At 56.7% G+C, this 24,808-nt stretch carries 19 protein-coding genes and 1 tRNA gene; 8 read left to right on the top strand and 12 right to left on the bottom strand.

The window, feature by feature from the left end; genetic code table 11:
* Positions 1-106: 106 nt before the first annotated feature.
* The 3 genes from ABWH92_RS15330 to ABWH92_RS15320 all read right to left on the bottom strand — a co-directional run bounded on the left by ABWH92_RS15330 (position 107) and on the right by ABWH92_RS15320 (position 3,993).
* A complete protein-coding gene (locus ABWH92_RS15330; RefSeq protein ID WP_375569821.1) occupies positions 107-976 on the bottom strand; it encodes a D-amino-acid transaminase in 870 nt (289 codons plus the stop codon).
* A gap of 27 nt (positions 977-1,003) precedes the next feature.
* Positions 1,004-2,407 carry a serine/threonine protein kinase gene (locus ABWH92_RS15325; protein ID WP_375569819.1) on the bottom strand — a complete coding sequence of 468 codons (1,404 nt, stop codon included), beginning with the start codon at positions 2,405-2,407 and terminating at the stop codon, positions 1,004-1,006.
* 107 nt (positions 2,408-2,514) lie between these two features.
* Entirely contained in the window at positions 2,515-3,993 is a 1,479-nt protein-coding gene (locus ABWH92_RS15320) for a YdiU family protein (protein WP_375569817.1), read from the bottom strand.
* 196 nt (positions 3,994-4,189) lie between these two features.
* Here ABWH92_RS15320 and ABWH92_RS15315 point away from each other — a divergent pair, with 196 nt between their 5' ends.
* Positions 4,190-5,449 (top strand): MFS transporter, encoded by a 1,260-nt coding sequence (locus tag ABWH92_RS15315; RefSeq protein WP_375569815.1) that lies wholly within the window; start codon positions 4,190-4,192, stop codon positions 5,447-5,449.
* Positions 5,450-5,457: 8 nt separating this feature from the next.
* Here ABWH92_RS15315 and ABWH92_RS15310 read toward each other — a convergent pair.
* Positions 5,458-5,533, bottom strand: a tRNA-Lys gene (locus ABWH92_RS15310).
* Between the two features lie 135 nt (positions 5,534-5,668).
* A complete protein-coding gene (locus tag ABWH92_RS15305; RefSeq protein ID WP_375569813.1) occupies positions 5,669-6,382 on the bottom strand; it encodes a hypothetical protein in 714 nt (237 codons plus the stop codon).
* Positions 6,383-6,787: 405 nt separating this feature from the next.
* Between ABWH92_RS15305 and glmU the strand changes: the two genes are divergently transcribed.
* The gene (gene glmU, locus ABWH92_RS15300; RefSeq protein ID WP_375569811.1) at positions 6,788-8,122 is read left to right on the top strand and encodes a bifunctional UDP-N-acetylglucosamine diphosphorylase/glucosamine-1-phosphate N-acetyltransferase GlmU; all 1,335 of its coding nucleotides are present in this window, start codon (positions 6,788-6,790) and stop codon (positions 8,120-8,122) included.
* A 132-nt stretch (positions 8,123-8,254) separates the two neighbouring features.
* Complete coding sequence (glmS, locus tag ABWH92_RS15295) at positions 8,255-10,087, top strand: glutamine--fructose-6-phosphate transaminase (isomerizing) (protein WP_375569809.1); 1,833 nt, start codon at positions 8,255-8,257, stop codon at positions 10,085-10,087.
* Between the two features lie 3 nt (positions 10,088-10,090).
* Here the strand turns inward: glmS and ABWH92_RS15290 are convergent, their stop codons facing one another.
* Positions 10,091-10,531 carry a YbaN family protein gene (locus tag ABWH92_RS15290; RefSeq protein WP_375569807.1) on the bottom strand — a complete coding sequence of 147 codons (441 nt, stop codon included), beginning with the start codon at positions 10,529-10,531 and terminating at the stop codon, positions 10,091-10,093.
* A 345-nt stretch (positions 10,532-10,876) separates the two neighbouring features.
* Between ABWH92_RS15290 and ABWH92_RS15285 the strand changes: the two genes are divergently transcribed.
* Positions 10,877-11,569 carry a DUF502 domain-containing protein gene (locus tag ABWH92_RS15285; RefSeq protein ID WP_375569805.1) on the top strand — a complete coding sequence of 231 codons (693 nt, stop codon included), beginning with the start codon at positions 10,877-10,879 and terminating at the stop codon, positions 11,567-11,569.
* On the opposite strand, the gene recG is transcribed toward ABWH92_RS15285, so the two are convergent.
* Positions 11,544-13,658, bottom strand: a complete 2,115-nt coding sequence (recG, locus tag ABWH92_RS15280; protein WP_375574263.1) for an ATP-dependent DNA helicase RecG — start codon at positions 13,656-13,658, stop codon at positions 11,544-11,546. The two genes, ABWH92_RS15285 and recG, sit on opposite strands and share 26 nt — an antisense overlap.
* Before the next feature lie 108 nt (positions 13,659-13,766).
* Here recG and ABWH92_RS15275 point away from each other — a divergent pair, with 108 nt between their 5' ends.
* Both ABWH92_RS15275 and mfd read left to right on the top strand, forming a co-directional pair.
* Positions 13,767-14,090 (top strand): succinate dehydrogenase assembly factor 2, encoded by a 324-nt coding sequence (locus tag ABWH92_RS15275; protein WP_375569803.1) that lies wholly within the window; start codon positions 13,767-13,769, stop codon positions 14,088-14,090.
* A gap of 10 nt (positions 14,091-14,100) precedes the next feature.
* Positions 14,101-17,613, top strand: coding sequence for a transcription-repair coupling factor (mfd, locus tag ABWH92_RS15270; protein ID WP_375569801.1), 3,513 nt, complete (start codon positions 14,101-14,103; stop codon positions 17,611-17,613).
* A 6-nt stretch (positions 17,614-17,619) separates the two neighbouring features.
* Here the strand turns inward: mfd and ABWH92_RS15265 are convergent, their stop codons facing one another.
* Together ABWH92_RS15265 and ABWH92_RS15260 are read right to left on the bottom strand one after the other, a co-directional pair.
* Positions 17,620-19,266: an AMP-binding protein gene (locus tag ABWH92_RS15265; RefSeq protein WP_375569799.1), complete on the bottom strand. Its 1,647-nt coding sequence runs from the start codon at positions 19,264-19,266 to the stop codon at positions 17,620-17,622.
* Positions 19,267-19,268: 2 nt separating this feature from the next.
* On the bottom strand, positions 19,269-21,107 hold the full coding sequence (locus ABWH92_RS15260) for an extracellular solute-binding protein (protein WP_375569797.1): 1,839 nt from the start codon (positions 21,105-21,107) through the stop codon (positions 19,269-19,271).
* Between the two features lie 322 nt (positions 21,108-21,429).
* Between ABWH92_RS15260 and ABWH92_RS15255 the strand changes: the two genes are divergently transcribed.
* Positions 21,430-21,792, top strand: a complete 363-nt coding sequence (locus ABWH92_RS15255) for a hypothetical protein (RefSeq protein ID WP_375569795.1) — start codon at positions 21,430-21,432, stop codon at positions 21,790-21,792.
* On the top strand, positions 21,764-22,216 hold the full coding sequence (locus ABWH92_RS15250; protein WP_375569793.1) for an invasion associated locus B family protein: 453 nt from the start codon (positions 21,764-21,766) through the stop codon (positions 22,214-22,216). The genes ABWH92_RS15255 and ABWH92_RS15250 overlap by 29 nt, the downstream gene beginning before the upstream one ends.
* Before the next feature lie 75 nt (positions 22,217-22,291).
* On the opposite strand, the gene hspQ is transcribed toward ABWH92_RS15250, so the two are convergent.
* The 3 genes from hspQ to ABWH92_RS15235 form a co-directional block, all read right to left on the bottom strand.
* The gene (gene hspQ, locus ABWH92_RS15245) at positions 22,292-22,612 is read right to left on the bottom strand and encodes a heat shock protein HspQ (RefSeq protein WP_375569791.1); all 321 of its coding nucleotides are present in this window, start codon (positions 22,610-22,612) and stop codon (positions 22,292-22,294) included.
* An 80-nt stretch (positions 22,613-22,692) separates the two neighbouring features.
* Positions 22,693-23,739: an HpcH/HpaI aldolase/citrate lyase family protein gene (locus tag ABWH92_RS15240; RefSeq protein WP_375569789.1), complete on the bottom strand. Its 1,047-nt coding sequence runs from the start codon at positions 23,737-23,739 to the stop codon at positions 22,693-22,695.
* 90 nt (positions 23,740-23,829) lie between these two features.
* Positions 23,830-24,804, bottom strand: a complete 975-nt coding sequence (locus tag ABWH92_RS15235) for a lysophospholipid acyltransferase family protein (RefSeq protein ID WP_375569787.1) — start codon at positions 24,802-24,804, stop codon at positions 23,830-23,832.
* Between the last annotated feature and the right edge of the window lie 4 nt (positions 24,805-24,808).

The following is a 24,808-nucleotide window of genomic DNA, read 5'->3' as shown; positions in this document are numbered from 1 at the left end:
TCCAGTTCAGCGGTGAACAGGAGGTTAGAGCACGCTACAGCGCTGCCAAGGGCGTTCTTTGGGCAAGGGTTGCCGATATTTTAGCCGCTAAGACGACCAATGCGGATCATCCAACAGCGGTTTTCTTGGCCATCTCGATGTAGAGCTGGCGCAATCGAGACGCGATTGGACCCGGCGCTCCATTCGACATCACCCGTTCATCCACTTTGACCACTGGCATCACCAGCGTTGTGGCAGCGGTGATAAAAACTTCATCAGCCTGCTGTAGCTCATCGACAGTGTAAGTGCGCTCCTCGACCTCAAGGCCTTGCTCTGCGCAAAGCGCCATGACGGAAAGCCGGGTGACGCCTGGCAGGACAGAATTGCTGAGCTGACGCGTGATCAGTTTCCCGTCCTTGATGAGCCATGCGGTGGACGAAGACCCTTCGGTAACGACGCCGTCTTCGACCATGATGGCCTCCGCAGCGCCAACCTTGGCCGCTTCTTGTTTGGCGATGGTCTGGGCTATCATCGACACAGATTTGATATCGCGGCGCTTCCATCGCAGGTCAGGAGTTGTGACCACCGCAACGCCCGTTTCAGCTCTTGGGTCGGCAACAAGGTTGCGGGTCTGTGTGAACATCACAAGGCTGGGTTTGGCATCCTTAGGATAGGAAAAATCGCGCTCAGCAGCGCCACGCGTGACCTGGAGGTAGATGCCACCCTCGTTTAAACTGTTGCGGCGTGCCAGCTCCAACTGCAGCGCGGTAAGCGTTTCAAGCGGCACCGGGTGACCCATCTCAATCTCACCGAGTGAGCGTTCTAAGCGGGCCAAATGGGCCGCATTGTCCACCAGTTTCCCGTCAATGACAGCCGTTACTTCGTACACGCCATCGGCAAACAAAAAACCACGATCAAGAACCGAAATTTTCGCATCCACCAAAGGGATGAAGTCGCCGTTCACATAGGCAATGCGGGGGTCATCAGCGGCGATCATGAAATGTCCTTCACTCAATGGAAACAATCAGTTCAAGCCCAGCACATCGCGTGCAGCTTCAACGTAGTCACTATCGATTCCATCGCATTGTTGTAGGTACGCGCGCAAGGCATTTGAGCCAGCATCACGTGCCGTCTCAAACGTAAACCGGCTGTTGCAAAGTTGCTCACGAACACCCGTTGCTTGGGTGTCCTCTTGGCGATCAGCAGACTGCGGACCTTTGCGTGGTTCGTCCTCACTGTCGATCTGCGTGGGTCGATTGCTATCGCGCTGGGCCTCAATCTCCACCGAACTGCTGTCATCGTCGCCAAACAAACCGCCGGAGGCGACCATCCACGCAACGCCCAATGCTATGGCGAAGCTCAAAATGGTACCAATGCCAACTTTGCGCTTTGGTTTGCCTTGGCCCCCTCTGGACCCGGGGATTGGGGGAGGTGCCTGCCCAATGGTGCTTGTTCGGCTTGTCTTTGGGATGGGTGGCACGCCGCCGGATCGCGGTCGAGAAGCGGGAATGGGAGGTGGCGATCCTGTCGGAGCCGTCGTTTCACCTTTGGTCGTTTGTGACCAAGGGCTAGAGGGCAGAGGTGGCGGCGCCGATGTGCTTTGCGATACTCCGTCCACATGCGGTTCCAAAACCTCAGCAAGCGCTGTCATGGACTGCGGGCGTGTTGCAGGATGCAGGCGCAGGCCTGTTTCCAGCGCTCGGGCAAGGGCCGTATCGAGCTTTGCTATGGGTTCGGGCAAAGGGGGCAGCGGGTCTTCATCGCGTTGCGCTTTGGACGCTAGGCGGTCATCTGCCGAGGGCGGTGGCGTGCCAGTAAGCGCCCAGCGCAGAAGCGCACACATGGAGTACACATCACTCACGGGACTGGGCGCTTCTCCTGAAACCAGTTCAGGAGCTTGCGTTTGCTTGAACTGCTCTAGCGGTTCGCCGCCGTCAGCAAGCCATGGGCCAAGCAGCCGGGCTTTGTCTTCACGGTCCATCAGCACCTGGCCGGCAGCAATACGACCGTGAGCAATGCCGCGTGAATGCAGCTCCGCCAAGCCTTCAATCACTGGCAGAAAGAGGCGGGCCGTCTGGCTGAGCGACAAGGGCTGCCGTCGTTGCAGCCAAACAGCCAAAGTTTGCCCGGCTAGAGGAGCGCCTTGCTCTTTGCCAACCACAACTGCCGAGCCTGCACCAAACCGTACGACAGTGCGTGGGCCAACAAGCGCCCAACGATCAATCTGCTCAAAGGTTCGCGCCAGATCAAACAATGGCGATGGGTCTTGATCGCGGGAAAGTTGGATCAGTGTAACCGCAGCATCGCGGTCGCGAGAATCCTTGCCAGCGTAAGCAGCATTCAGTCCGGCGATGTTGCCAGTGCCCGTTAATTCATAGCCCTGGCTACGATCACCGACCACCAAGCCCGTTGGGGTTTCCTCAGCCATGCCTATCTCCAGCTGCGCAGTACTTGCTGCTTGCCTCTTCAGAACCTCTGTGTGCGCAATCGATACGTCAGTTTCAAGAGCTATGACGGCTATGCTCTGAACGCTGTTTACGTCCCACAGAAGGTGGCATGCACCACTTCATCAGGTTTGGGCGGCTGTGTGAGTGCTTCGCCTTCTCCAGAAGAAGGTGGGTCCTCATAGGGCTTGGCCAGGGCCTGCACCATGTCGTGGAACGGCGCAAAATCGCCATCAACACCAGCGGCAATCATCGCTTCGACACGATGGTTGCGCGGGATGATGGCCGGGCTTGCGGCGCGGATGATCTCTTGGCGTTCCTCAGCAGATGCGGTCTCTCTACCGAGTCTCGCCGTCCAGCTCTCAAACCAAGCTTTCCCATCCTCTCCGATAAGAGCGAGAAACATGTTTGCATCATTCTCAGCATTGCTAAGGGCTCGGAACGTGTTTGTGAAATCAGCTTCACTGTCGGCCATGAGCTGAAGAAGGTCGCGAACCAGTTGGCGATCAGCTTCGTGACTATCGGTAAGACCAAGTTTGCCCCGCATCACGCCCAGATACGCAGCTTGGAACGCAGTTGGAAATCGATCCACAGCGTCTTGGGCCAACTTGATCGCCGAAGCCTCTTCATCATCGATCAAAGGCAAGAGAGCCTGCGCCAGTACAGCCATGTTCCAATGGGCGATGGGCGCCTGGTTGGAAAAAGCATAACGGCCTTGATGGTCGATGGAGCTGTAAACCTGTGCTGGATTGTAGCTATCCATGAATGCGCAGGGGCCATAGTCGATGGTCTCGCCGGAGATGGTACAATTGTCGGTGTTCATCACACCATGGATAAACCCAACGCCCATCCACTGGGCGATCAAAGCAGCTTGGCGACCAACAACGCCATTCAGAAGTTGCAGGGCAGGAGGACCATCCTCAACGCGGTCTGGAAAATGACGGTCCAACGCGTAGGTCACCAGCGCAGCCAGATCATCTTTGTTGCCTCGAAAGGCAGCCAGCTCAAACGTGCCAACACGGAGATGGCTGGACGCGACACGTGTAACGATGGCTCCGGGCAGGACGCCTTCGCGCAACACGGGGTCACCTGTCAGCACAGCAGCCAAAGCACGGGTCGTCGGTATGCCAAGCGCGGCCATTGCCTCACTCATCACATATTCTCGCAGCACGGGGCCCAGCGCGGCGCGCCCATCACCTTGGCGTGAGTAGGGGGTTTGCCCGGACCCTTTCAGTTGGATGTCGTAACGTCGGCTATCGGTGCCAATGACCTCGCCAAGCAGCAGCGCCCGCCCATCTCCCAAACCGGGGTTGAAGCCCCCAAATTGGTGTCCTGCATACGCCATCGCCAGTGGCTTTGAGTGATCAGCCAATTGGTTGCCCGCAAAAATCTGTGCTGCATCGTCGTCCGTCAGACCTTGCAGATCAAACCCCAAAACCTCGGCAAGAGCGCTGTTCAGCTTCAGTAGTTTCGGCGAAGAAGCGCCATAGGGATGCACGTGCGAATAAAATGACGCGGGCAAACGGGCGTAACTGGTATCATAGCGCGGGAAGGGGGAGAGATCCGACATTGAGCGGTTTACCGATCATCATATCTGGGCGTTGATTGGCATGTAGGGTAGAACAGCCCCGATTGTTAGATCACCATTCCCCAGACGCATGGCAGCTGCCCGGTGATGGCGCTGAACTGCCATGTCTGCGCCACCATTGGCGCGCATCGCGCAATGCGATCATATGAAAACAATGAGAAAGAACTGAACGTCTGCCATGGTGCGCCATCTTCTCCCGCTCGCTGCCTTGCTAATGGGGTCAGGCTTCCTCTTCTTCGCTGGCGGTATGAATGCGCTCCTTTTGCCCGTGCGCGGTGGTCAAGAAGGCTTTTCCACCCTCTCTCTGGGCTTGCTCGGGACAGGTTGGGCTTTCGGCTTTGTCACCGGCTGCCTGGTTGTATCAAAACTCGTGGCACGCGTGGGGCATATTCGCTCTTACTCCGTGATGGCTGCGTTGGCCTCACTGGCCGTTCTCACATCATTGCTGCTGCTCACGCCCTACGCGTGGGTCCCGTTGCGGGCGCTCTCGGGCTTCTGTTTTGCCGGCGCTGCCATGATCGTGGAAAGCTGGCTTAACGAACAAGTCGACAGCGACTCGCGCGGCAAGGTTTTTGGCGTCTACCAGATGGTGAATTTGACCTCGACCACCGCAGGGCAGCTGTTGCTGACCTTGGGCGACACTCGCGGGTATTTGTTCTTCGTGGTCGCTGCTATGGGCTATTCCCTGGCGCTCATCCCAACAGCGGTGTCTTCCTCACGCGCTCCCAAGCCGCTTGTTGCCACCAAGCTCAACCTAAAAGAACTCTGGGTGAACTCGCCCGTGGCCGTCGTGTCTGTCGTGCTTCTGGGTGCGTCTAACAGTGCCTTCGGTACTCTTGCCGCAGTGTACGCTGCCCAAGTGGGCCTACCTATCTCGCTTGTGGCTTTGTTCGTTGCGATGCCCGTTCTTGCCAGCGCTGTCATTCAGGTGCCAGTCGGAGCGATATCTGACCGTGTGGACCGTCGCTACGTTATGATTGGCATGGCTTTGCTCGCGATTCTTGCTGACATTCTTTTCATTACCTATGTTGATCCATCGCCTGAATTGCTGATCGGGTTTGCTCTGATGTTTGGTATGGCGATCTTCACGCTTTTTCCGCTGGCAGTTGCCCATGCCAATGATCATGCTTCACCGGACAGTTTCGTGCGCACGTCTGGCGGCTTGCTGCTTCTCTTTGGGTTGGGGTCAATCGTTGGTCCACTGGCGGCAGGCGCTGCCATGGGGCAGTTCGGGCCATCGGGTCTGTTCATGGTGACGCTTGTTACGCACGCCGGTGTGCTGCTCTACACGATCTATCGCATCTCGCGGCGGGCCGGTGTCGCGCCAGATGAAAAGACGCACTTTGCGCCCACGCCAACAGCGCGCAACACAACGCCACAAACATCGGCCCTACGAACCGGCGATGATGTGTACTTCATCGAAGACGAGATCAATTGAGGAAAAAATGGTGAGCCGGCAGGGATTCGAACCCTGGACCGTTCGATTAAAAGTCGAATGCTCTACCAGCTGAGCTACCGGCTCTCACCGCGCGCTGCCTAACAGGCTCGTCAGCGTTGCTCAAGACCCAATTGCCAACCTTGTGCAAAGCGCGCATTTTTTCACGGTAACAAACACGTGTTACCCAAATGCAAAAGCCTTGTGATGCGGGCGAAAAGCCTATCTCAGCGCCAATTGCTGACCGTCAAAAATAGCTGGTAGGCATCGCTCTAAACCTGCTGCCACGAGCTGTGCACACAAAATTGCTGCATCAGCAGCATCGTTGATTGGCCCTGCGACCAACCTCAGATCAAGCGATCCGCTGCTCGTTTGCTGCAAGAGAATACGCGGTGTAAGGCCTGTCAGTGTGTCAGAGAAACTCTCTTGGTGCGCCATCCAAAGCGCATCAATTGCGTCCAGCGTTGCGCCGCCGCCTATATCAATAGCAAAGGGTGTCTGCGACACAGCAAGCATCGATTGCTCACTTGGCATCGGCTCGTCTGTTGATTCGCTAGTGGTTTCTTCTGAGGCAGCTTCATCTGTGCTGATGGTGAGCGGGCTCATGCTCACAGCAATGGACCCGCCGTCGACCGGTGTTGGCGCTGGCAACACGATGCGCGGCTCCGTCACGGCCAATGTGAGAGGCTCAATGGCCGCTGGTAGAGCTTGTTGGCTAGGCTCGCCGGGAACCGTGCCAATGCTTGCCGTCATAAAGGAGAGGTTTTCCTCAATGTCGCTCAGTCGACGATTTGTACTGACCGTTGACGCCTGTGCAGCCGCCAAAGCGTCGCGCAGTGCAGCCATTTCCATGGTAATCGAATCAAGACGCGTTTGGAGCGCTGAAGGAAGGGCGGGCATCGGCTGGCTGGCCGCATCGCCAATTGAGCCTGTCATGATCGGGTCAATGCTCGGGCTTTCGCTCTGAAACGTCGCTGTCAGAGGTATTGATGGTACCGTTCTATCGTATTGTAGCACGCCAAAGCAGGCCCCAATGGCCACAAGGGCACCAGCTCCCCAGCCGTACAGCGCGATGCGCTGATCTTTGCCTGAAATTGGTTCTTTCAATGAGAAGCCGCGTATTGCCAACGTCCTCAGTCCCCCCAGCAAAGCGCCGTTGCTTGAGCGCTCAACCATGTTAGATGCCTGAGTCGGGCGATTGCGCCAACGACTCACGACCAAATTCAGCGTGATCCTCGCCGCAATTGGTTAACAACTGTTAAGCATGTTGCGTTTCGTTGGGACTGTTTGGCCGGGCGTTTCGCCCGGCAAGACGATACTACAAAGACGCCGAGAGAAGTGATGTCATCATCCAATCGCCAACCCCAGGCTATCATCCTTGCCGCAGGTGAGGGCACGCGGATGCGCTCAAGCCTACCGAAGGTCCTTCACAAGGTTGGTCACCTTCCGTTGATTGCGCATGTCATGAAGGCAGCCAGCGCGGCTGGCCTCTCCCATCCGCGTCTCGTGCTCGGTCATGGCCGAGATGAGGTTGAGCAAGACTTGCAGAGCCGCGGTTTCGTTTTCGATGTTGCCGAGCAAAAGGAACGCTTGGGTACCGGCCATGCAGTGATGATGGTACGTGATGCGGGGCAACTACCAGATGGCCCGGTTATGGTGCTTCTTGGCGATGCACCTTTGATCAAGCCGGAACTGATCAGCGGTGCTTTGGACCGGTTGGATGAAGGTGCCGATGTCGTGGTTGTTGGGTTTGAAGCTGCGGACCCAACGGGTTACGGGCGCCTCATTGTATCCGGTGACAGTCTGGAAGCCATCGTTGAGGAAAAAGAAGCGACGGCGGAGCAACGGGAAACCACGCTGTGCAATTCTGGCCTAATGGCCTTTTCAGCTGGAGTGCTGGGACCGTTGCTGGGCGAGATCAGCAATGACAACGCCAAAGGCGAGTTTTATCTCACCGATGCAATAGCTATTGCCCGCGAGGCTGGAAAAAAGGTCGCCTACACACTTGCCGAAGAGGCTGATCTGGCTGGAGTGAACAATCGAGCCGACCTTGCTGCTGTTGAGGCCGAGTTTCAAAGCCGCAAGCGTCGCGAGCTCATGCTCGGTGGTGTGACCATGCTGGCACCAGATACAGTGACGCTTGCTCACGACACGCAGATTGCACCCGATGTGACCCTTGAACCCAACATCGTGTTTGGATCTGGTGTCACCATTGAGGGTGGCGCCACGATCCACGCTTTCTGCCATTTGGAAGGTGCGCATGTGAAAGGCGGGGCGGCCATTGGACCCTTTGCTCGACTGCGTCCAGGGGCGGACATTGGTGAAGCTGCGAAAGTTGGGAATTTCAGCGAGGTCAAAAACGCTGATGTCGCCGCAGGTGCGAAGATCAACCACCTTTCCTACATTGGCGATGCATCAATAGGTGAGAAGGCCAACATCGGAGCCGGTACCATCACATGCAACTACGATGGCGTGAGCAAGCACAAAACAACTGTAGGCAAGAACGCGTTCATCGGGTCCAACTCGTCGCTAGTGGCTCCAGTCAGTGTTGAAGATGGTGGCTATGTCGGTTCGGGCAGTGTGATCACCAAGGATGTGCCAAGCGGTGATTTGGCAATTGGGCGTGGGCGGCAGGTGAATTTGCCAGGTCGAGCACCCAAACTGACGAAGAAATAAGCCTGCCTTAACGATAGAGTAGGAAAGACCACGTGATTGGCGTGGCGTGTGACCTAGCGCTAACCAATGTGTGCGCCTGTTCTGGCGACAAATTTCAATCCATCTAGATGGTCCAACCAGGGGTGAATGCTGATGTGTGGCATTGTGGGGATATTGGGCACCGAGCCGGTTGCTGATGACATTGTCGATTCGCTGCGCCGGTTGGAATACCGTGGCTACGACTCAGCCGGTGTTGCAACGCTCGAAGATGGTCAGGTCACGCGTGTTCGCGCGGAAGGTAAGCTCAAAAACCTGGCCGCCAAACTCGCCGCCCAACCTCTGTCAGGTCACACTGGGATCGGCCACACGCGCTGGGCAACTCACGGTGCGCCCACCGAGCGCAATGCTCATCCGCATACCGCTGGCAAGGTTGCTGTTGTCCACAACGGCATCATTGAAAACTTTCGCGAGCTGCGTGATGCGCTGTCTGCCAAAGGGGTCAACTTCGAAACTGAGACCGATTCGGAGATCGTGGCCCAGGCTGTTGCTGCGCGTATGCGCGACGGGCTTGACCCGGTCGCGGCCGTCAAAGCCGTTATACCAAGCCTTGAAGGCGCCTTTGCGCTTGCCTTCATCTTCGACGATCACCCCGACTTGATGATGGCCGCCCGCAACGGCCCTCCGCTTGCCATCGGCCATGGCGAGGCCAAGGGCCAGATGTATATAGGCTCCGATGCCATCGCGCTTGCGTCGCTGACCAACGAGATCACCTATCTGGAAGATGGCGATGTGGCGGTCCTGACGCGCAGCGGTGTAGAAATCTTCGATGCAGTAGATGTGCCCATCACGCGACCGCGCAGTATCTCCGAGGCGCAGGTCTATGCCATCGACAAGGGCAATCATCGTCATTTCATGGCCAAAGAGATAGCCGAGCAGCCCGAAGTCGTGGGCTATACACTGGCTCGCTACATCGACCTCACTGTCGGACGCCTTGCCATGCCTGAGAGCCCCGTCGATCTTTCGACCATCAACCGGCTCACCATTACCGCCTGTGGGACAGCCTATCTCGCCGGGCTTACCGCTAAATATTGGTGCGAGCGCTTTGCGCGAATCCCGGTAGATATCGACGTCGCCTCCGAGTTTCGTTACCGTGAAATCCCACTGTCGCCTGGCGGCATGAGCGTCTTCATCTCCCAGTCGGGCGAGACAGCCGACACGTTGGCGAGCCTGCGTTACTGCAAAGAAGGCGGACAGGTCATCACATCGGTGGTGAATGTGCCCGAATCGAGCATTGCCCGCGAGTCCGACCTGCTCTTACCTACACTGGCGGGGCCAGAAGTCTCCGTCGCGTCTACCAAGGCGTTCACCTGCCAGCTTGCCGTTTTGGCCTGCCTGTCGATCGTCATCGGCCGTGCCAAAAATGTGCTCACCGAAGACGATGAAGACCGCTTGGTCACAGCTCTGGTTGAAGCGCCACGCCTTATGAACGATGTGATGGCGCTAGGCCCGCAGATTGAAGCGATATGCCGCGAGATCCTCTTGCATGCATCTCACGCGCTGTTCTTGGGCCGTGGAACCAACTACCCCTTGGCGATGGAGGGCGCGCTCAAGCTCAAAGAGATCAGTTACATCCACGCCGAAGGCTATGCAGCTGGCGAACTGAAACACGGACCCATCGCCCTGGTGGACAAAGACATGCCTGTGATTGTCATTGCGCCGTTCGACCGAGTGTTTGAGAAAACCGTCTCCAACATGGAAGAGGTCGCTGCGCGTGGTGGCAAGATCATCTTGATCACTGACCAGAAGGGCGCCGATGCCGTTTCCTCAGAGGCTGTGTCCAAGATTGTCATGCCGGACATGCCAGCCACCATCACGCCACTGGTCTATGCGGTGCCGTTGCAGTTGATGGCCTATCATACCGCTGTCATGCGTGGGACGGATGTTGATCAGCCACGCAATTTGGCCAAATCGGTGACGGTGGAGTAGCCCCTAGTCGACGGGAGGCTCATCGTTACTTGCCCTCATCCGGGCGGCATCCTGCGCATCTTGAGCAAGGTCATCGGCCGGAAGCGGTCGCGACATCACATACCATCCGCTTGCGAGTATTATGATCGCAGCGAGAGCAACCCATCGTAGATCCTGCACAACCAGCACGACGATCACCATACCGAGCCCCATACCCCAGAGTGCGGCGGCTTTGCCACGTTTGGAAATGGCACCTTCATCAAACCAATGCTGCAATGGTGGGCCAAACCTTGGGTGACGGATGAGGTAGGCGTGCAGGCGCGGTGAGGAACGGGCAAAGCAAGCAGCTGCGCCAATGAAAAAGATCGTTGTTGGCAAGATTGGGACCCACATCCCGATGATACCAACCGCCAACAGCACAAGACCAAGCAAGCTGTAAGCACGCATGACGATCAACGCACGCATGGATGGCGGCTGGTCGCCAGGCAGTCGCGAAGGCGAAGAGTCGTCTATGATCTTGATCCTTTTGTTGCTCGAATGGACAAAGACAACGGTCCAGTTCAAGGCAGCTCGCCGGCACTCTTTGCAGCTGTTTGCCTAGCCGATTGATGGTTTCATAGGTAGGCGTTCTAAGGCATCCTTAAAGGTGCTTTTGCTTCACTTCCTGATCCCAGGCCCTTGCAATTTGTTGGTCTGGGACCTCATGTGTGATCAGCCGTCCTGTGCGGTGTCTGCCATCACCATCATTGCCCAAAGTCTATGCAAGACCACAACGACGACCACCACGAACGCCACCACAACGCCCATCCCATGGCCCGTTTGCGTAACTACTTTTTCACCGGCGTTATCGTTGTCGCACCGATCACGATCACCGGCTATCTGATTTGGACGTTCGTCACGTGGGTTGATCGGATCGTCAAACCGCTCATTCCGCCTCAGTACAATCCCGACACCTACCTGCCGTTTGCGGTGCCTGGCTTTGGGTTGCTCGCTGGTGTTTTGATCGTGACGATGACGGGTTTTCTGGCTGCCAATCTTGTTGGGCGATCCGTCGTGAACTTTGGCGAGCGGCTGCTTGATCGCATGCCTCTGGTTCGCACGCTCTATCGTGGCTTGAAACAGATTTTCGAAACCGTTCTCAATGATCGATCAGACAATTTTCAAAGCGTTGGACTCATCCAGTATCCGCGTCCTGGTGTCTGGGCGGTGGTGTTTCAATCCACAGAGACCCGCGGTGAAGTCGCGGCCAAAATCATCGGTGAGTATGGTGTTGAAGACCTGGTGAGCGTCTTTCTTCCCACCACGCCCAACCCGACGTCTGGTTTCTTGTTGTTTGTGCCACGCAAGGACCTCATTCAACTCGACATGACCGTTGAAGATGGGGCGAAGCTAGTGATCTCAGCTGGCTTGGTTGTACCAGAGCACCAAGAGAAACTTGCCCAACTAGCGGCCGAAGCCCAGGCAAAGCACGGGCATCCTAGCCCGAGGCCATCAATCGAATAGCACTGTCTCGCCGGAAGAGCTGCAAGACCAGTCGTAAGGCGGCCCCGCGATCAGAGCGCAAGTGTGGGTCCTGTGAGACCATCAATCGGGCATCGTCATGCGCGAGAGCTATGAGGTCTTTGTCGAGTGCCGGATCAGCAACGTTAAAGTCTTTGAAACCACTTTGCCGCGTGCCAAGCACTTCACCGGCGCCACGCAGCTCCAAATCACGCTCAGCGAGCACAAACCCATCGTTGGTTTCGCGCAACGCCTCCAAGCGTGCCTTAGCAGTAGCACCCAACGGGCTTTTATAGATCATTAAACAGGTGGACTGCTCAGCGCCGCGCCCGATGCGTCCACGCAATTGGTGCAACTGCGAAAGGCCAAACCGTTCAGCCTGTTCAATCACCATAATGGTCGCATCGCGGACATCAACGCCCACCTCAACCACGGTGGTGGCAACAAGCAGGCGCGTGTCTCCAGCCTTGAACGCTGCCATTGCAGCGTCTTTTTCTTCCGCCTTCATGCGTCCGTGAATCAAGCCAACTCTGCCCGCCAGCACCGGTCCCATGGCATCTTGTAGAGCTTTGTGGCGCTCTACTGCGGCGGTGAGGTCGATCTCATCGCTTTCTTCAACAAGCGGGCAAATCCAATAGCCCTTCAAACCACTCTCAAGAGCTGATTTCAGCCGTGCCACAACATCATCAAGTCGCTCCATCGGAACGGCTCGTGTTTCAATTGGTTTGCGACCTGCTGGCTTTTCATCGAGCTTCGAGACATCCAAATCGCCATACCAAGCCATGATCAGTGTGCGTGGAATGGGCGTGGCTGTCATCGCAAGGAGATCAACAGCTTTGCCTTTGTCAGCCAGTTTGAGCCGCTGCGAGACGCCAAACCTGTGTTGCTCATCGATAACCGCAAGACCGAGATCGTTAAACGTTACAGGGTCTTGGATAAGCGCGTGTGTGCCCACCACCACATCGATGGAGCCGTTTGCCAGACCTTCTAGAATTCGGTTGCGTGTCTGCCCTTTCTCTCTGCCGGTCAGGATAGTAATGCTCAATCCAGCTGCCTCACCAAAGGTGGAAAGCGTTTCAAAGTGTTGGCGTGCCAAAACTTCGGTTGGAGCCATCAACGCGCTTTGCGCCCCGCTCTCGGCCACATCTGCCATGGCCAAAAGTGCCACCAGTGTTTTGCCGGCGCCAACATCGCCTTGGAGGAGCCGGACCATCCGGTCTTTTGATGCAAGGTCTGCACGAATTTCTCCGTAAGCACGAACTTGAGCACCCGTCAGCGCAAAGGGCAGGGCGGTGATGAGTCTGTCTGCCCTCGCCCCCGCTGTCTGCCGCGCAACGCCTTTGCCTGTGATGGAGAAATGCCGGATAAGCGCCAAAGCCAGCTGGCCAGAAAGAATTTCATCATAGGCTAACCGTCGGCGGGCGGTTCCTCCCAAACCAGTCTGATCATCCCCGACATGAACAGCTTGGAGCGCTTCAGCAAACGGCGGCAGATCATGGAGCGCAGGATAGCTCTTGTCGATCCATTCAGGTAGGTCGGGCACAGAGGGCAAGGACGCTGCGATGGCCTTGCGTAGGAGTTTCGGACTAACCCCAGCGGTCATAGGATAGATGCGTTCAAAGACCGGGATCGTATGAGCTTTGTCCTGTGTCACCGCATAGTCTGGATGGACCATCTGGCGGTTCCCGTTCCAGAGCTCCACCTTCCCTGAAATGGTGATGGTGTTGCCAACGCTGTAAGTGGGTGCCAGCCAATCAGCCCGGGCATTAAAATAGACGATTTCAATATCGCCGGTTTCATCCTCGGCTGTGATGCGAACTGGGCGGCCATAACGCGCACTGTCCAAACCCCGCACATCCGCCACCTGCACATCCATTGTGGCAATGGTACCAGGTTGCGCATCGCGCAAAGGCACGCGTTGTGAGCGGTCAACAACCGCAATCGGCAGATGTAACAAAAGATCGATCAGAGTAGCTGGTGGCGGTGCTCCGCCTGGCAGAACAAGTTTTGAAAGCGCAGCCTCAACTTTCGGGCCAACACCAGAAAGCACCGAGACGGGTCGAAAAAGGGGCTGCAACCGTTCATCACGCATGCAAAAGCCAATACGCGCAATTGTCGCGCGTTCCAACCGATCTGCGCCCGTGACAGTGTGGACAAACACCGCTAGAACCCACCGCCTCAGCTGACAAAGGCTTTCCACATGAACGACACGATTGGCCGCGCGGTAACAGGGATGGGCCGCACCTCAGATGGCCTAGATGCACGCCGGAAGCGCATGATGTTCCGTGCCTGGCATCGTGGCACGAAAGAACTGGACATCATTCTTGGTTCGTTTGCGGACAAGCATCTGGGTGCCATGAACAATGACGAGTTGGATGCTTTTGAAAAGCTCCTCGAAGTGCCCGAACCAGATCTCTACAATTGGATTTCTGGCCGCGAGCCATTGCCTGACAACTATCAAGGCCCGTTGATTGAGCGGATCATAGCCTTCCACAAGGAGGGTGGCGCCGTTTTCATCGGCTAGCCAAGCATCTATGACTTCCCCCCTGTTTTCACTTCCCAATCTGCATCTTGATGAAGCAGGAACGACCACCCTCTCGGCGGTGCCAGACGGTCTTACACCGCTGGTTCTGGCGCAAATGGCTGAGGATGCGGGCAGCGCTGTGCTTTTTGTGGCACGCGATGGCCCAAGAGCGCGGACCATCGAAGAGGCGTTGGCGTTTTTTGCGCCGGAAACAACCGTGCTCAATCTACCAGCCTGGGATTGCTTGCCCTACGATCGGGTGTCGCCGTCTGCCCAAGTGGTCGCCAAACGTCTCTCTGTGCTTGCCAAGATAGCCGCCTACCGCGAGAGTCGCTCCAAAAAGCCGATGGTGGTGATCATCACCATCAACGCCATGGTGCAGAAGGTTCCACCTGCTGAGGTTCTGGCAAGCCAAGCCCTGTCTTTGGCGCCGGGTCAATCACGGCCTATGGACACCGTTCTTGGCTATCTTGAAGCCAACGGCTATGACCGCACCTCCACCGTGCGCGAAGCCGGTGAGTACGCGGTCCGCGGCGGTATAGTAGATCTTTTCCCGCCTGGGGCACTTTCACCCATTCGCCTCGACTTTTTTGGCGACACGCTGGAATCGATTCGTACCTTCAGCGTCGAAACCCAGCGCTCGGAGGAGACCCGCCGATCGCTCGAACTGTTACCAATGAGCGAAGTGCGCTTGAACGAAGAGACCATTCGTTCATTCCGCCGCGCTTACGCCATGCAATTTGGTGCACCTTCGCGAGAAGACGTGCTCTACACGACCATCTCTTCAGGCCGACGCGTGCAAGGCATGGAACACTGGCTGGGACTGTTTGAGCCTGAGCTGGTGCCGCTGACCGATCATCTGCCCGATGCACCTATTGTACTGGATCATCTGATCGCACCGGCTCTGACCGAGCGGCTCGATACGATCGAGGACTACTATCAAGCGCGGATCGAAGTGCTAGAGCGTCAGGGCGAGAAAGCGGGCTACAAACCCGCGCCGCCAGATGCACTTTATCTTGATCAGGCAGGATTTGAATCTGCCTTTGACGGGCGCGCGCGTCTTGATGTTTCGTCTTTTGCTGAAGACGATGTTGCCGGTCGTCGTCAACTGACAGGACATGCAAGACAAGGCAGAAGCTTCGCAGCGGAGCGCGCAAGCGCTGAACGCAACGTGTTTGATGCCGTGCGAGAGCACGCTGCCTCTCTGGTAAAGGATGGCAAAAAGGTTGCCATTGCATGCTGGTCTGAAGGGTCTCGCGACCGGATGGCACAAGTTCTGGCCGACCATGATCTTTCCAATGCCCGCGCCATCAAAAGCTTGAACGAACTGGCCGATGCGCCGAAAGCGCTGGTTGGTCTTGCTGTCTTACCGATTGAAGAGGGGTTTGAGACAGACAAGCTTGGCATCATCACCGAAACCGACATTCTCGGCGAACGTATGGTGCGCGGCACCACAAGACGCACAAACAAAGACGCACTGACAGAAGCCGGAACGCTGCAACCAGGTGATCTGGTGGTGCATGTCGATCACGGCATCGGCAAGTTTGTCGCCATGATGACGCTCGACATCGCCGGTGCACCGATTGAGTGCCTTGAGTTGCATTATGCCGGAGGCGACAAGCTATTCTTGCCTGTCACCAACATCGAGCTTCTCACCCGCTATGGTGCGGACGGTTCGGAAGCGAATCTCGACAAGCTTGGTGGTGGTGCCTGGCAAGCACGGAAAGCAAAGCTCAAAAAGCGCATCCGCGATATGGCGGACAAGCTGATCCAGATCGCAGCACAACGTGCCATGCGCACTGCGCCGCTGATTGATCCACCCGAAGGGCTCTATGAAGAGTTTGCAGCGCGCTTCCCTTATGACGAAACCGAAGACCAGTTGAACTCGATCACGTCCGTCATTGAAGACCTTTCATCAGGCCAGCCGATGGATCGCTTGGTTTGTGGTGATGTTGGCTTCGGTAAGACCGAAGTTGCTCTGCGCGCGGCCTTCATGGTCGCTTTGTCCGGCAGGCAGGTTGCGGTCGTTGTGCCCACAACCCTCTTGGCAAGGCAGCACTTCGCAACCTTCAAGGACCGCTTTAAGGGCTTCCCAGTGAATGTGCGGCAAGCCTCGCGTTTCGTCGGTACAAAAGAACTGGCCGAGACCAAGGCGGGCCTGAAAGACGGAACGGTCGACATCGTTGTCGGTACCCATGCGTTGCTGGGCAAGAGCGTGTCGTTCAAAGACCTTGGACTGCTCATCATTGATGAGGAGCAGCACTTTGGCGTGGCGCACAAGGAACGCCTGAAGGAGATGCGCTCAGACGTCCACGTGCTGACGCTTTCTGCGACTCCGATCCCACGCACGTTGCAGCTGGCGCTAACTGGTGTTCGTGAGCTGTCCTTGATCGCCACACCGCCGGTGGACCGCTTGGCAGTGCGGACGTTTGTCTCTCCGTATGATCCGCTGATCATCCGCGAGACGCTGTTGCGAGAGCATTTTCGGGGAGGGCAGAGCTTCTACGTCGTGCCACGCATCAAAGACCTGGAAGAGGTGCGACGCTTCCTAGAAGAATCCGTACCAGAGGTGAAGGTTGGCATAGGCCACGGTCAGATGTCAGCGACCATGCTGGAAGAGGTGATGGAAGGGTTCTACGATGGCAAGTTCGATGTGTTGTTGTCGACCACCATCGTTGAGTCTGGTCTCGACATACCATCAGCGAACACCTTGATCGTGCACCGGGCTGACATGTTCGGCCTTGGGCAACTTTATCAGCTTCGCGGGCGGGTGGGGCGCTCAAAAACCCGCGCCTATTCGCTTTTCACGGTGCCGGCCGACTACAAGATCACCAAGGTCGCTGAGCGCCGCTTGAAGGTGCTCCAAAGCCTGGAAAATCTCGGTGCTGGTTTCCAACTCGCCAGCCATGATCTGGACATTCGAGGGGCAGGGAACCTGCTCGGTGAAGAACAATCCGGTCATATTCGCGAGGTGGGATATGAGCTTTATCAACAGATGCTCGAAGAGGCTGTAGCCAGCTTGAAGGAGGGCGATGGCGCTGAGGAAGATGATGGCCAATGGTCGCCGCAGATCACGCTTGGTACGCCAGTCATGATTCCAGAAGACTATGTGCCCGATCTTCAACTGCGCCTGCAGCTCTATCGTCGCCTGTCCGCGCTCGAGAACGTCGACGAAATCGACGGTTTTGGCGCTGAGATGATCGACCGTTTCGGGCCACTACCGTCCTCGGTCGAAGGCCTCTTGAAACTGGTCTATATCAAGGTTCTGTGCCGTCGCGCGCATATCGAAAAGCTCGACACCGGGCCAAAGGGTGCTGTGGTGATGTTCCGGCAAAACAGATTCCCCAACCCGGCTGGATTGATGAAGTTCATCTCAGAGCAGGGTAGCCAAGCGCGGGTGAAACCAGACCATAAGATCGTGCTGACCCGCAACTGGTCTAAGGTGGATGATCGTGTGAAGGGCGCTGCAGTGTTGGTGGCAAAGCTTGCTAAGATCGCGGAGGCACAACCGGTCGCGGCTTAGCGCCATCTAGGCAACGGCTTGCACATCAAAGCCATCATCCACGGCGTGCTCTTCCCAGGCGTTGTCTGGCAGTGCTGCAACATCCACCACGCCTCGTCCGCGTCTTGGCACGCGTGCCACCAAGTGTAGCTTCACCGGCAGACCGGCATCTCCAATACCGCTCTCTTGCAGCATGGCTCTTACCATCTCAAGCGTCGGCAACGTTTGCGCTTCGCCGTCGCCCGCACGCGGTTCAACAGCCACTTCAACGCGATTTTGCATCATTGGATCAGGAACAGCGAAAACAGCCGCATCCTGCCAGCGCCCGGTTAGTCCGAGCGCACGATTGATGACAGACAACATCACACGATGCGTTCCAACCTGAACGGCCACTGCGTCAGCATCGGTAAGAACATAAGTTGGACGGCGGTCATCGTCCTCAGCAAGGCGAGCCATCTGACTGGTGGGTTGGGGGTCAGCCAACTTGCCGTTGCGCGCCGCCACCAAAGGACTGTCCAGGCAAATTTCGCCATTCATCAGTGTTCCATTGGTGCTGTTTTCTTGCTGGCCGCCCTCCAGGCGAACTGTACCGAACGTCATCCCAGCGCCATTGGCGGGTCCAACAGTAATGGCACCTGGGCGCAACCGGGTGTGACCCTGGTCATCCTGATCAGCGGGAAGCAATGCTGTGCCGCCGCAATCAACCAGCAGATGATCGCCCTTTGGCACTCCATGCATCTCCGATCCGGTGGAAACCCAAACACGTTTGGCCTTGTTGATGCTGGTTTTGAAGCCGACCGCGTGGGCGAAAGCGGCTGGCAAAACTAGCCGATGTGTGTCGTCTTCTTCAAGCCAGAGCTGCATTCTTGCATCAAGGCTTGGGTCAACAGCTTCAAAAAGCTGCACACTGCACCCGACCAAAAGCGCTGGGAGGGTAGCGGCCAGAAGGCCATGCATGCCGATCGGATCAAAAGCGGTGCCGATGTGGCTGCTGACGGACAGATCACTCACCATGGCACAGGCGAGCGACTGAGCAAGCATCTGGTTTTGCGTTCTTGATAAACGCTCCATCTTGCCATCAGCGCCGTGTCGCAGAGCATGCACCACGCCATCTTGATCGGGATCGATAGGGGGAAGTGCACTCTCATCAGCGGGCGGGGCATCTATCGATGCCAAATCAACAAACCCGTCTGGAGCCGCCCCAAAGCAGCCAACAAATCGGATGGTGAACAAATTGGCCGCCATCTCCAAGATTCGAAGAGATTCAGGGCGATCCTGGTGGAGCGTGCCGGCGTCAACAGCAAGTTTAGGCGCGTAATAAACAGCGCCCTCAGTCACTTGGCGGGCACTCATTCCCTCTGGTGCGAGACATACTTGAAGACCAGCCTTGATGGCTGCCAACAGCATGATGAGGCCTTCTGGCCGCCGGCCAGCGCGCAACAGCATGCTATCGCCTGGCCCAAAGCCTTGCGCACGCAGCACATTGGCAAGTCGCACAACATCATTATGCACGTCCGCAAATGTCAGGGCAGGACGGCCAATCGGTTGCAAGAATGGTACGTCACCGCGCGACCCTGCCCATTTTTCCAGAACGCGTGCAAAGGTCAGCGACCCCCAGCTCGGACAAGTACGCGCCTTAGCGGCAGGCTCTTCGGTGGCATTGAGTTTGCTCACCGTTAGTCCTCAATCCAGATCGTGTTGGGCGTGAAGAATTGATAACCCCATACGGAGTTTGTCTCGGGAAAGTTCACCTCACGTGCGTGAGCGATCCACTGAGCTGGCGCATGGTAGTGAGGAATGATGTAGCTGCCAGAAATCAAAAGGCGGTCTAGCGCGCGTGCAGCATGGACAAGGTCATCGCGATCAACTGCCCCAACAATGGCATCGATGGCCGCTGTGACACCAGGCTCCCGAACACCAGCAGTGTTCCATGATCCTTCCTGATCGGCTGTTGCTGGGCCGAAGCGATTGTACTGCTCATTGCCTGGCGAGAGACTCTGATACCAAACATAAGGAATCATGTCGTAGTCGAAGATACGGCGACGTTCTTCGAACTGGGCACTGTCGATCACACGCACGCTCATATTGATCCCAGCCAGTTGCAGTGTTTGGGCGTAGGCAAGCGCAACCCGTTCTGCACTGGGTGAACTGGTGAGCAGCTCAAAGCCAAACTGCTGCCCGTCAGCGTTGACCAACCTACGCCCATCCAGACGCCAGCCAGCTTCCTGAAGCAGTTGGAGAGCCGCGCGTATGTTGGCGCGATCCCGTCCTGAGCCATCCGAAGTGTTGGGTTGCCATGTACCGTCGAGCACCTCTGGCAGAACCGCATCGATGTGATCGCCTAGAATGGCTATCTCTTCATCGGATGCCTGACGCCCAACGGCCGACAGCTCTGAGCCATGAAAGAAGCCTGCGGTGCGTTCGTATTGCCCTGCAAAAATGGTCTGATTGATCCACTCAAAGTCAAACATCAGGTTGAGAGCTTGGCGTACGCGGCTGTCCGAAAAAATCTCTCGACGCGTGTTGAATGCATAACCACTGGGGGCTTTGGGGCGTTCGTCGACCAGAGCGGTTTGGACAATGTCGCCTGATACAGCAGCTGGAAAATCATAATTGTTGAGCCAGGCAACAGGATCACTTTCCGCAAAGAAGTGAAGACGGCCTGTTGAGAACGCCTCAAACAGAGCAGTCTCATCGCGAAAATACTCAACCGACCACTCGTCGACATTGTATTGACCAGCATTGACCGGAAGGTCCGCACCCCAATAATCCTCGCGACGTTCAAAAACCGCCAAGCGCCCCGCATCAACGCGCGTTAGCGCATAGGGACCGCTCCCAATTGGCGGTTCGAGGCTCGTCTGATTGAACGCGTCCGCGGTCATCGCGTGCTCGGGCAAAACGGGCAGAAGGCCCATCAAAACCGGTAACTCACGGTTGGATCCGTCGCCAAGGTGAAACGTTACAGTGAGATCGTCGAGACGTTCGACATCGGTGATCTGTTCATAAGCGCGCCGTTGGCTTGGACGACCATACTCGCGCAAAAGCTCCATAGAAAAAATGACATCATCGGCCGTCACCGGCTCCCCATCGGAAAACCGTGCGTCAGGGTTGATGCCAAAGGTCACATAGGTCCGATCTTCCGGCATGATGATGGTGTCGGCGAGCAGTCCGTAGAGCGTAAACGCCTCATCGCGCCCCCGCGTTGCCAGGCTCTCCCATACCCAACCGCGCACCCACCAAACAGGCGACCCACGTACGATCAGCGGGTTGACGCTATCAAATGAGCCGCGCAAGCCAAACCTGATGGCGCCGCCCGTTGGTGCGTCTGGGTTCACATAGTCAAAGTGTTCGAAATCCGGGCCATGAAGCGGTGAACCATGCATGGCAACCGCATGCGTTTGGCCATCTGCGTCCTCGGCCAGGGACGGGCTTCCGACCAGTCCCAGGGCCGTACCCACTGTTCCGACAAGCAGAGCAACTCTGCGCCAGCTTTTCGGTTCTGTTGGTAAAAGCATGAAACCCCATGTTGCTTCGATTCGCTCCCAGTAGGAGTAGAATGCCGCGCCAACGCCCTGTCCAGCATCACAATGGCAGCCATCTTGCAAAAAGTCAGGAAAGTGAGGCTATCTGGGCTTTGCCATCTGGTCATGGCCTTTGAGTTTGGCTACAGGAAGGCCGGAAACACTGCGCGGCGTTTGCCGTGGCCAACCACCTTTTAAGGTTAGGCCATCACTCCGCCGCATTTGCCCAACATCGCCATGCCGCGCCATAGCGCTTTGCGGCTGTCAGGCACCCGAATGGGTTGGATGGTACGTTTGGGCGGGCAAGAAACAAAAGATGAAAGTCAGCCTTGGTCTTAGGCTGCACACTGGAGATGATGGAATGCTGCCAACACTAATGTCCAACAAAGGCGCGCGTTCGCTTGCCGCAGCTGTGGCCATGATTGCTTTGCCAACCGGCGTTCTCGCCCAAGAGGCCGAAGGCGAGCAGCAGTTAACGCCAGAACAGCGTCTGCAACAGATCATCGAAAGTGTTGACCCAGCTGAAGCCAACGCGCTCGCTGACTTGTTGCCTGAAATCACGTGGATCAAAGTTTGCGGTGTTGATCAGCGGGCTAACCAGTCAGTGTGCAACATTCGAGCCCGTGAACTTCAGGTTGAAGGCGTGACAGTTGCGGCCCTCCAGATCATTGAGTTCTGAGGGCGGCGAGCGCCAGATGGTCACCATCCTGCCCACACGTTTGCAGATTCCTGAGGGTGTTCGTGGTCAAGTGGATGACGGTGCTCCGGTTACCGGTGAGTTCCGCATCTGCTACCCGCAGAATTGTTTCGTGGAGTTCGAAGCCAACGATGCGCTGATTGATTCCATGAAAGCTGGCGGGGAGTTCACGGTCACAGCGCTCAATGAAGCTGGCCGGGCTGTTCCCTTTGCTTTCTCCTTGTCAGGTTTTACCGCCGCCTATGATGGCGAAGGCTACGACTCAACTGTCTTGATCGCGGCCGAACAGGTGGTTCGTGAACGCGCTGCTGCAGGTGCACCGGAAACGGCCCCGCCATCAGATGAGCTTCAAAATGCTCTTGAGGAGCGTGCCCGTGAATTGCGTGAACGCATGCAAGAACAGTGATTCAGTCCTAAATCAGGCAATAAAAAAGGCGGTCCTTGGGCCGCCTTTTTTACAAGTGAAGTGCGAAGCTAGTCGCTAGTGTGCTTGTCCTGCAAAAATCAGATCACCATTGGGCCCTTCATAGAAAAACTCAGCGATCTGTGCGTTGCGTAGCGGTTTGTCGCTATCATCCGGTAGTAGGTTTTGTTCGGATACATAGGCCACATACTCCGTCTCCTCGTTTTCAGCGAGCAGATGGTAGAAGGGCTGATCTTTGTGTGGCCGAACATCGGCGGGAATAGCCTCCCACCATTCATCGGTGTTGCTAAAAATCGGATCGACATCGAACACCACGCCGCGAAACGGGTAAACGCGGTGCTTGACGACATCGCCGATAGTAAAACGTGCTGTACGCATGGGCGTATCTCCTTCAGCCGCAATAGCTAGGCGCGTCGGGGATCAGTTTCAAGCGCTTTGGTAAACACAAGGTTGCGACCTTAAAGCCCGTATCGCTCGGCGAGAGACGGGTCGCGGGCCACCAATTGCTTGGCCAAGTCAGCCAGCACTTTGGCTTGTTTCCAAGTGGCATCGTCTTGCATTTTGCCATCAATCATCACGGCACCAGTGCCATCAGGCATGGCTTCCAGGATGCGCAATGCGAACTTCACTTCCTCAACAGGGGGGCTGAACACGTCCCGCGCAATGTCGATTTGGCTTGGATGAAGCGTCCAAGCGCCAGCACAGCCCATCAAGAACGCGTTACGGAACTGGGCGCGGCAGGCGTCAGGATCGGAAAAATCGCCAAAGGGCCCATAGAAAGCCTTAAGGCCCGCAGACGTGCAGGCATCCACCATCTTGGCGAGAGTGTAGTGCCAAAGGTCCTGCTGATAGGCTTTGCGAGGGCTGCTGGAGCCTTCGTCATCAGCCAAAACCACATAGTCTGGGTGGCCACCGCCCACGCGCGTTGTTTTCATCCCGCGCGAGGCTGCTAGATCAGCCGGGCCGAGGCTCATGCCATGCATGCGTGGGCTGGCTGTTGCAATGCTCTCGACGTTCTTTACACCTTCTGCCGTTTCCAAGATGGCATGAATTTGAATCGGGCGACTGATGCTAGCCTTGGCTTCCAACTGGGCCAGCAGTTGATCCAAATAATGAATGTCCCAAGGCCCCTCCACCTTGGGCAGCATGATGACATCGAGCTTGTCACCAATTTCGTGCACGAGCGTTGTGATATCGTCGAGAACCCAGGGAGAGTTGAGGCAGTTGATCCGGCTCCATAGCCCAGTCTCACCGAAATCGTTGTCCTTGGCGAGCTTCACAAATCCTGCCCGGGCAGCCTCCTTTTGGTCGGCAGGTATCGCATCCTCCAGATTGCCCAGCACGACATCTACCTTGGGGATTAGACCGGCAAGCTTAGCCACCACTTTTTCAATATGGGGTGGCACAAAGTGAATCATGCGTTCCACCTTAACGGGTGGTTCGCGAAACGGTTCGGGAGCACCAATGGCCAGCGGCCGGAAAAACGCGTGCGGGGTTTTGGTCATAGGACAAACCTGTGCAGAGTGACTTTAGTAGCAACAATGCCATGTTGCATTGCACAATGGCCAGCCACGCTTTGGTCTAGCTATCTGGCGTTAGGGATGGCGCACGTCGCGTGACCAGCGTCGGTGCGCCCACATCCATTCGTGGGGACGTTCGCGGATCCAGGCCTCAAACTGGGCGTGAATGGAGCGCGTAATCGTTTCAACGTCCCGCGCGTGATCATCGGATGACTCAACGGGCAACTCTTTCAGATCAATCGCAAACCGCACGGGCCCCGTTCGGCGACAGCGGACCAGGATTAAACGGGCACCGGTTCGCAACGCAAGCGAGGCGGGCAGTGGAGTCGACGGCGCATCGGCGCCGAAGAAAGGCACATTGATGCCACGCGTGGCTTGACGTTGATCTGCGAGCATGGCGACCGCATCGCCCGATCGCAAAAGCCGCACAATGCGCTTCATCGCGTGTGAGCCTTTTGAGATCATGCCCGCAAGGTAGAGCTTGTTACGTTTTCCAAGAAGATAGCGTTCCAACATAGGATTTTGGACGGCTTGATAGAGCCCAGCAACCCGCATGCCTTGCGCTGCAAGCGGAACGCCCAATGCTTCCCAGTTGCCCGAATGCAAGGAAACAAAAACTGTACCACTGCCATCAGAGCTTGGCTTTCGTAGATCGCTTGCAAGTGCATGATTATGGACCAAAACGCGATCCGGCTCAGCTATTAGTCGATCCAACAGCATGCCTTCTGCAAATGTCCGGCCCAAGCCCTCCCACATGTCTCGTACAATACGTTGCCGACCGTCAGGCGAGATGTCCGGCATAGCCGCTTCCAGTTGGCTGAGCGCGCGCGGGTGGCGCTTTGTCCAAGGCGCAAAGATGCGCCAGGACCACCCCATGAACGAGGACGCGCGCTCCAAACCAAGTAGGTTGAGACCGGCGTGCATGACTCGCAGCGCCACATAGGCAGCGAGCCCAGAAAACTGATCAAACAACGAAGAAAAAGACAAGCGGATCAAGAAGAGCAAGGCCTCGTGTAGAAAGCGCCGGTTCCATACGCGATGCGCTCCCATGCTG

This window comes from Ahrensia marina (assembly GCF_042140245.1).
Lineage (GTDB): Bacteria > Pseudomonadota > Alphaproteobacteria > Rhizobiales > MH13 > MH13.
This window is presented reverse-complemented; position numbering and strand designations above follow the sequence as displayed.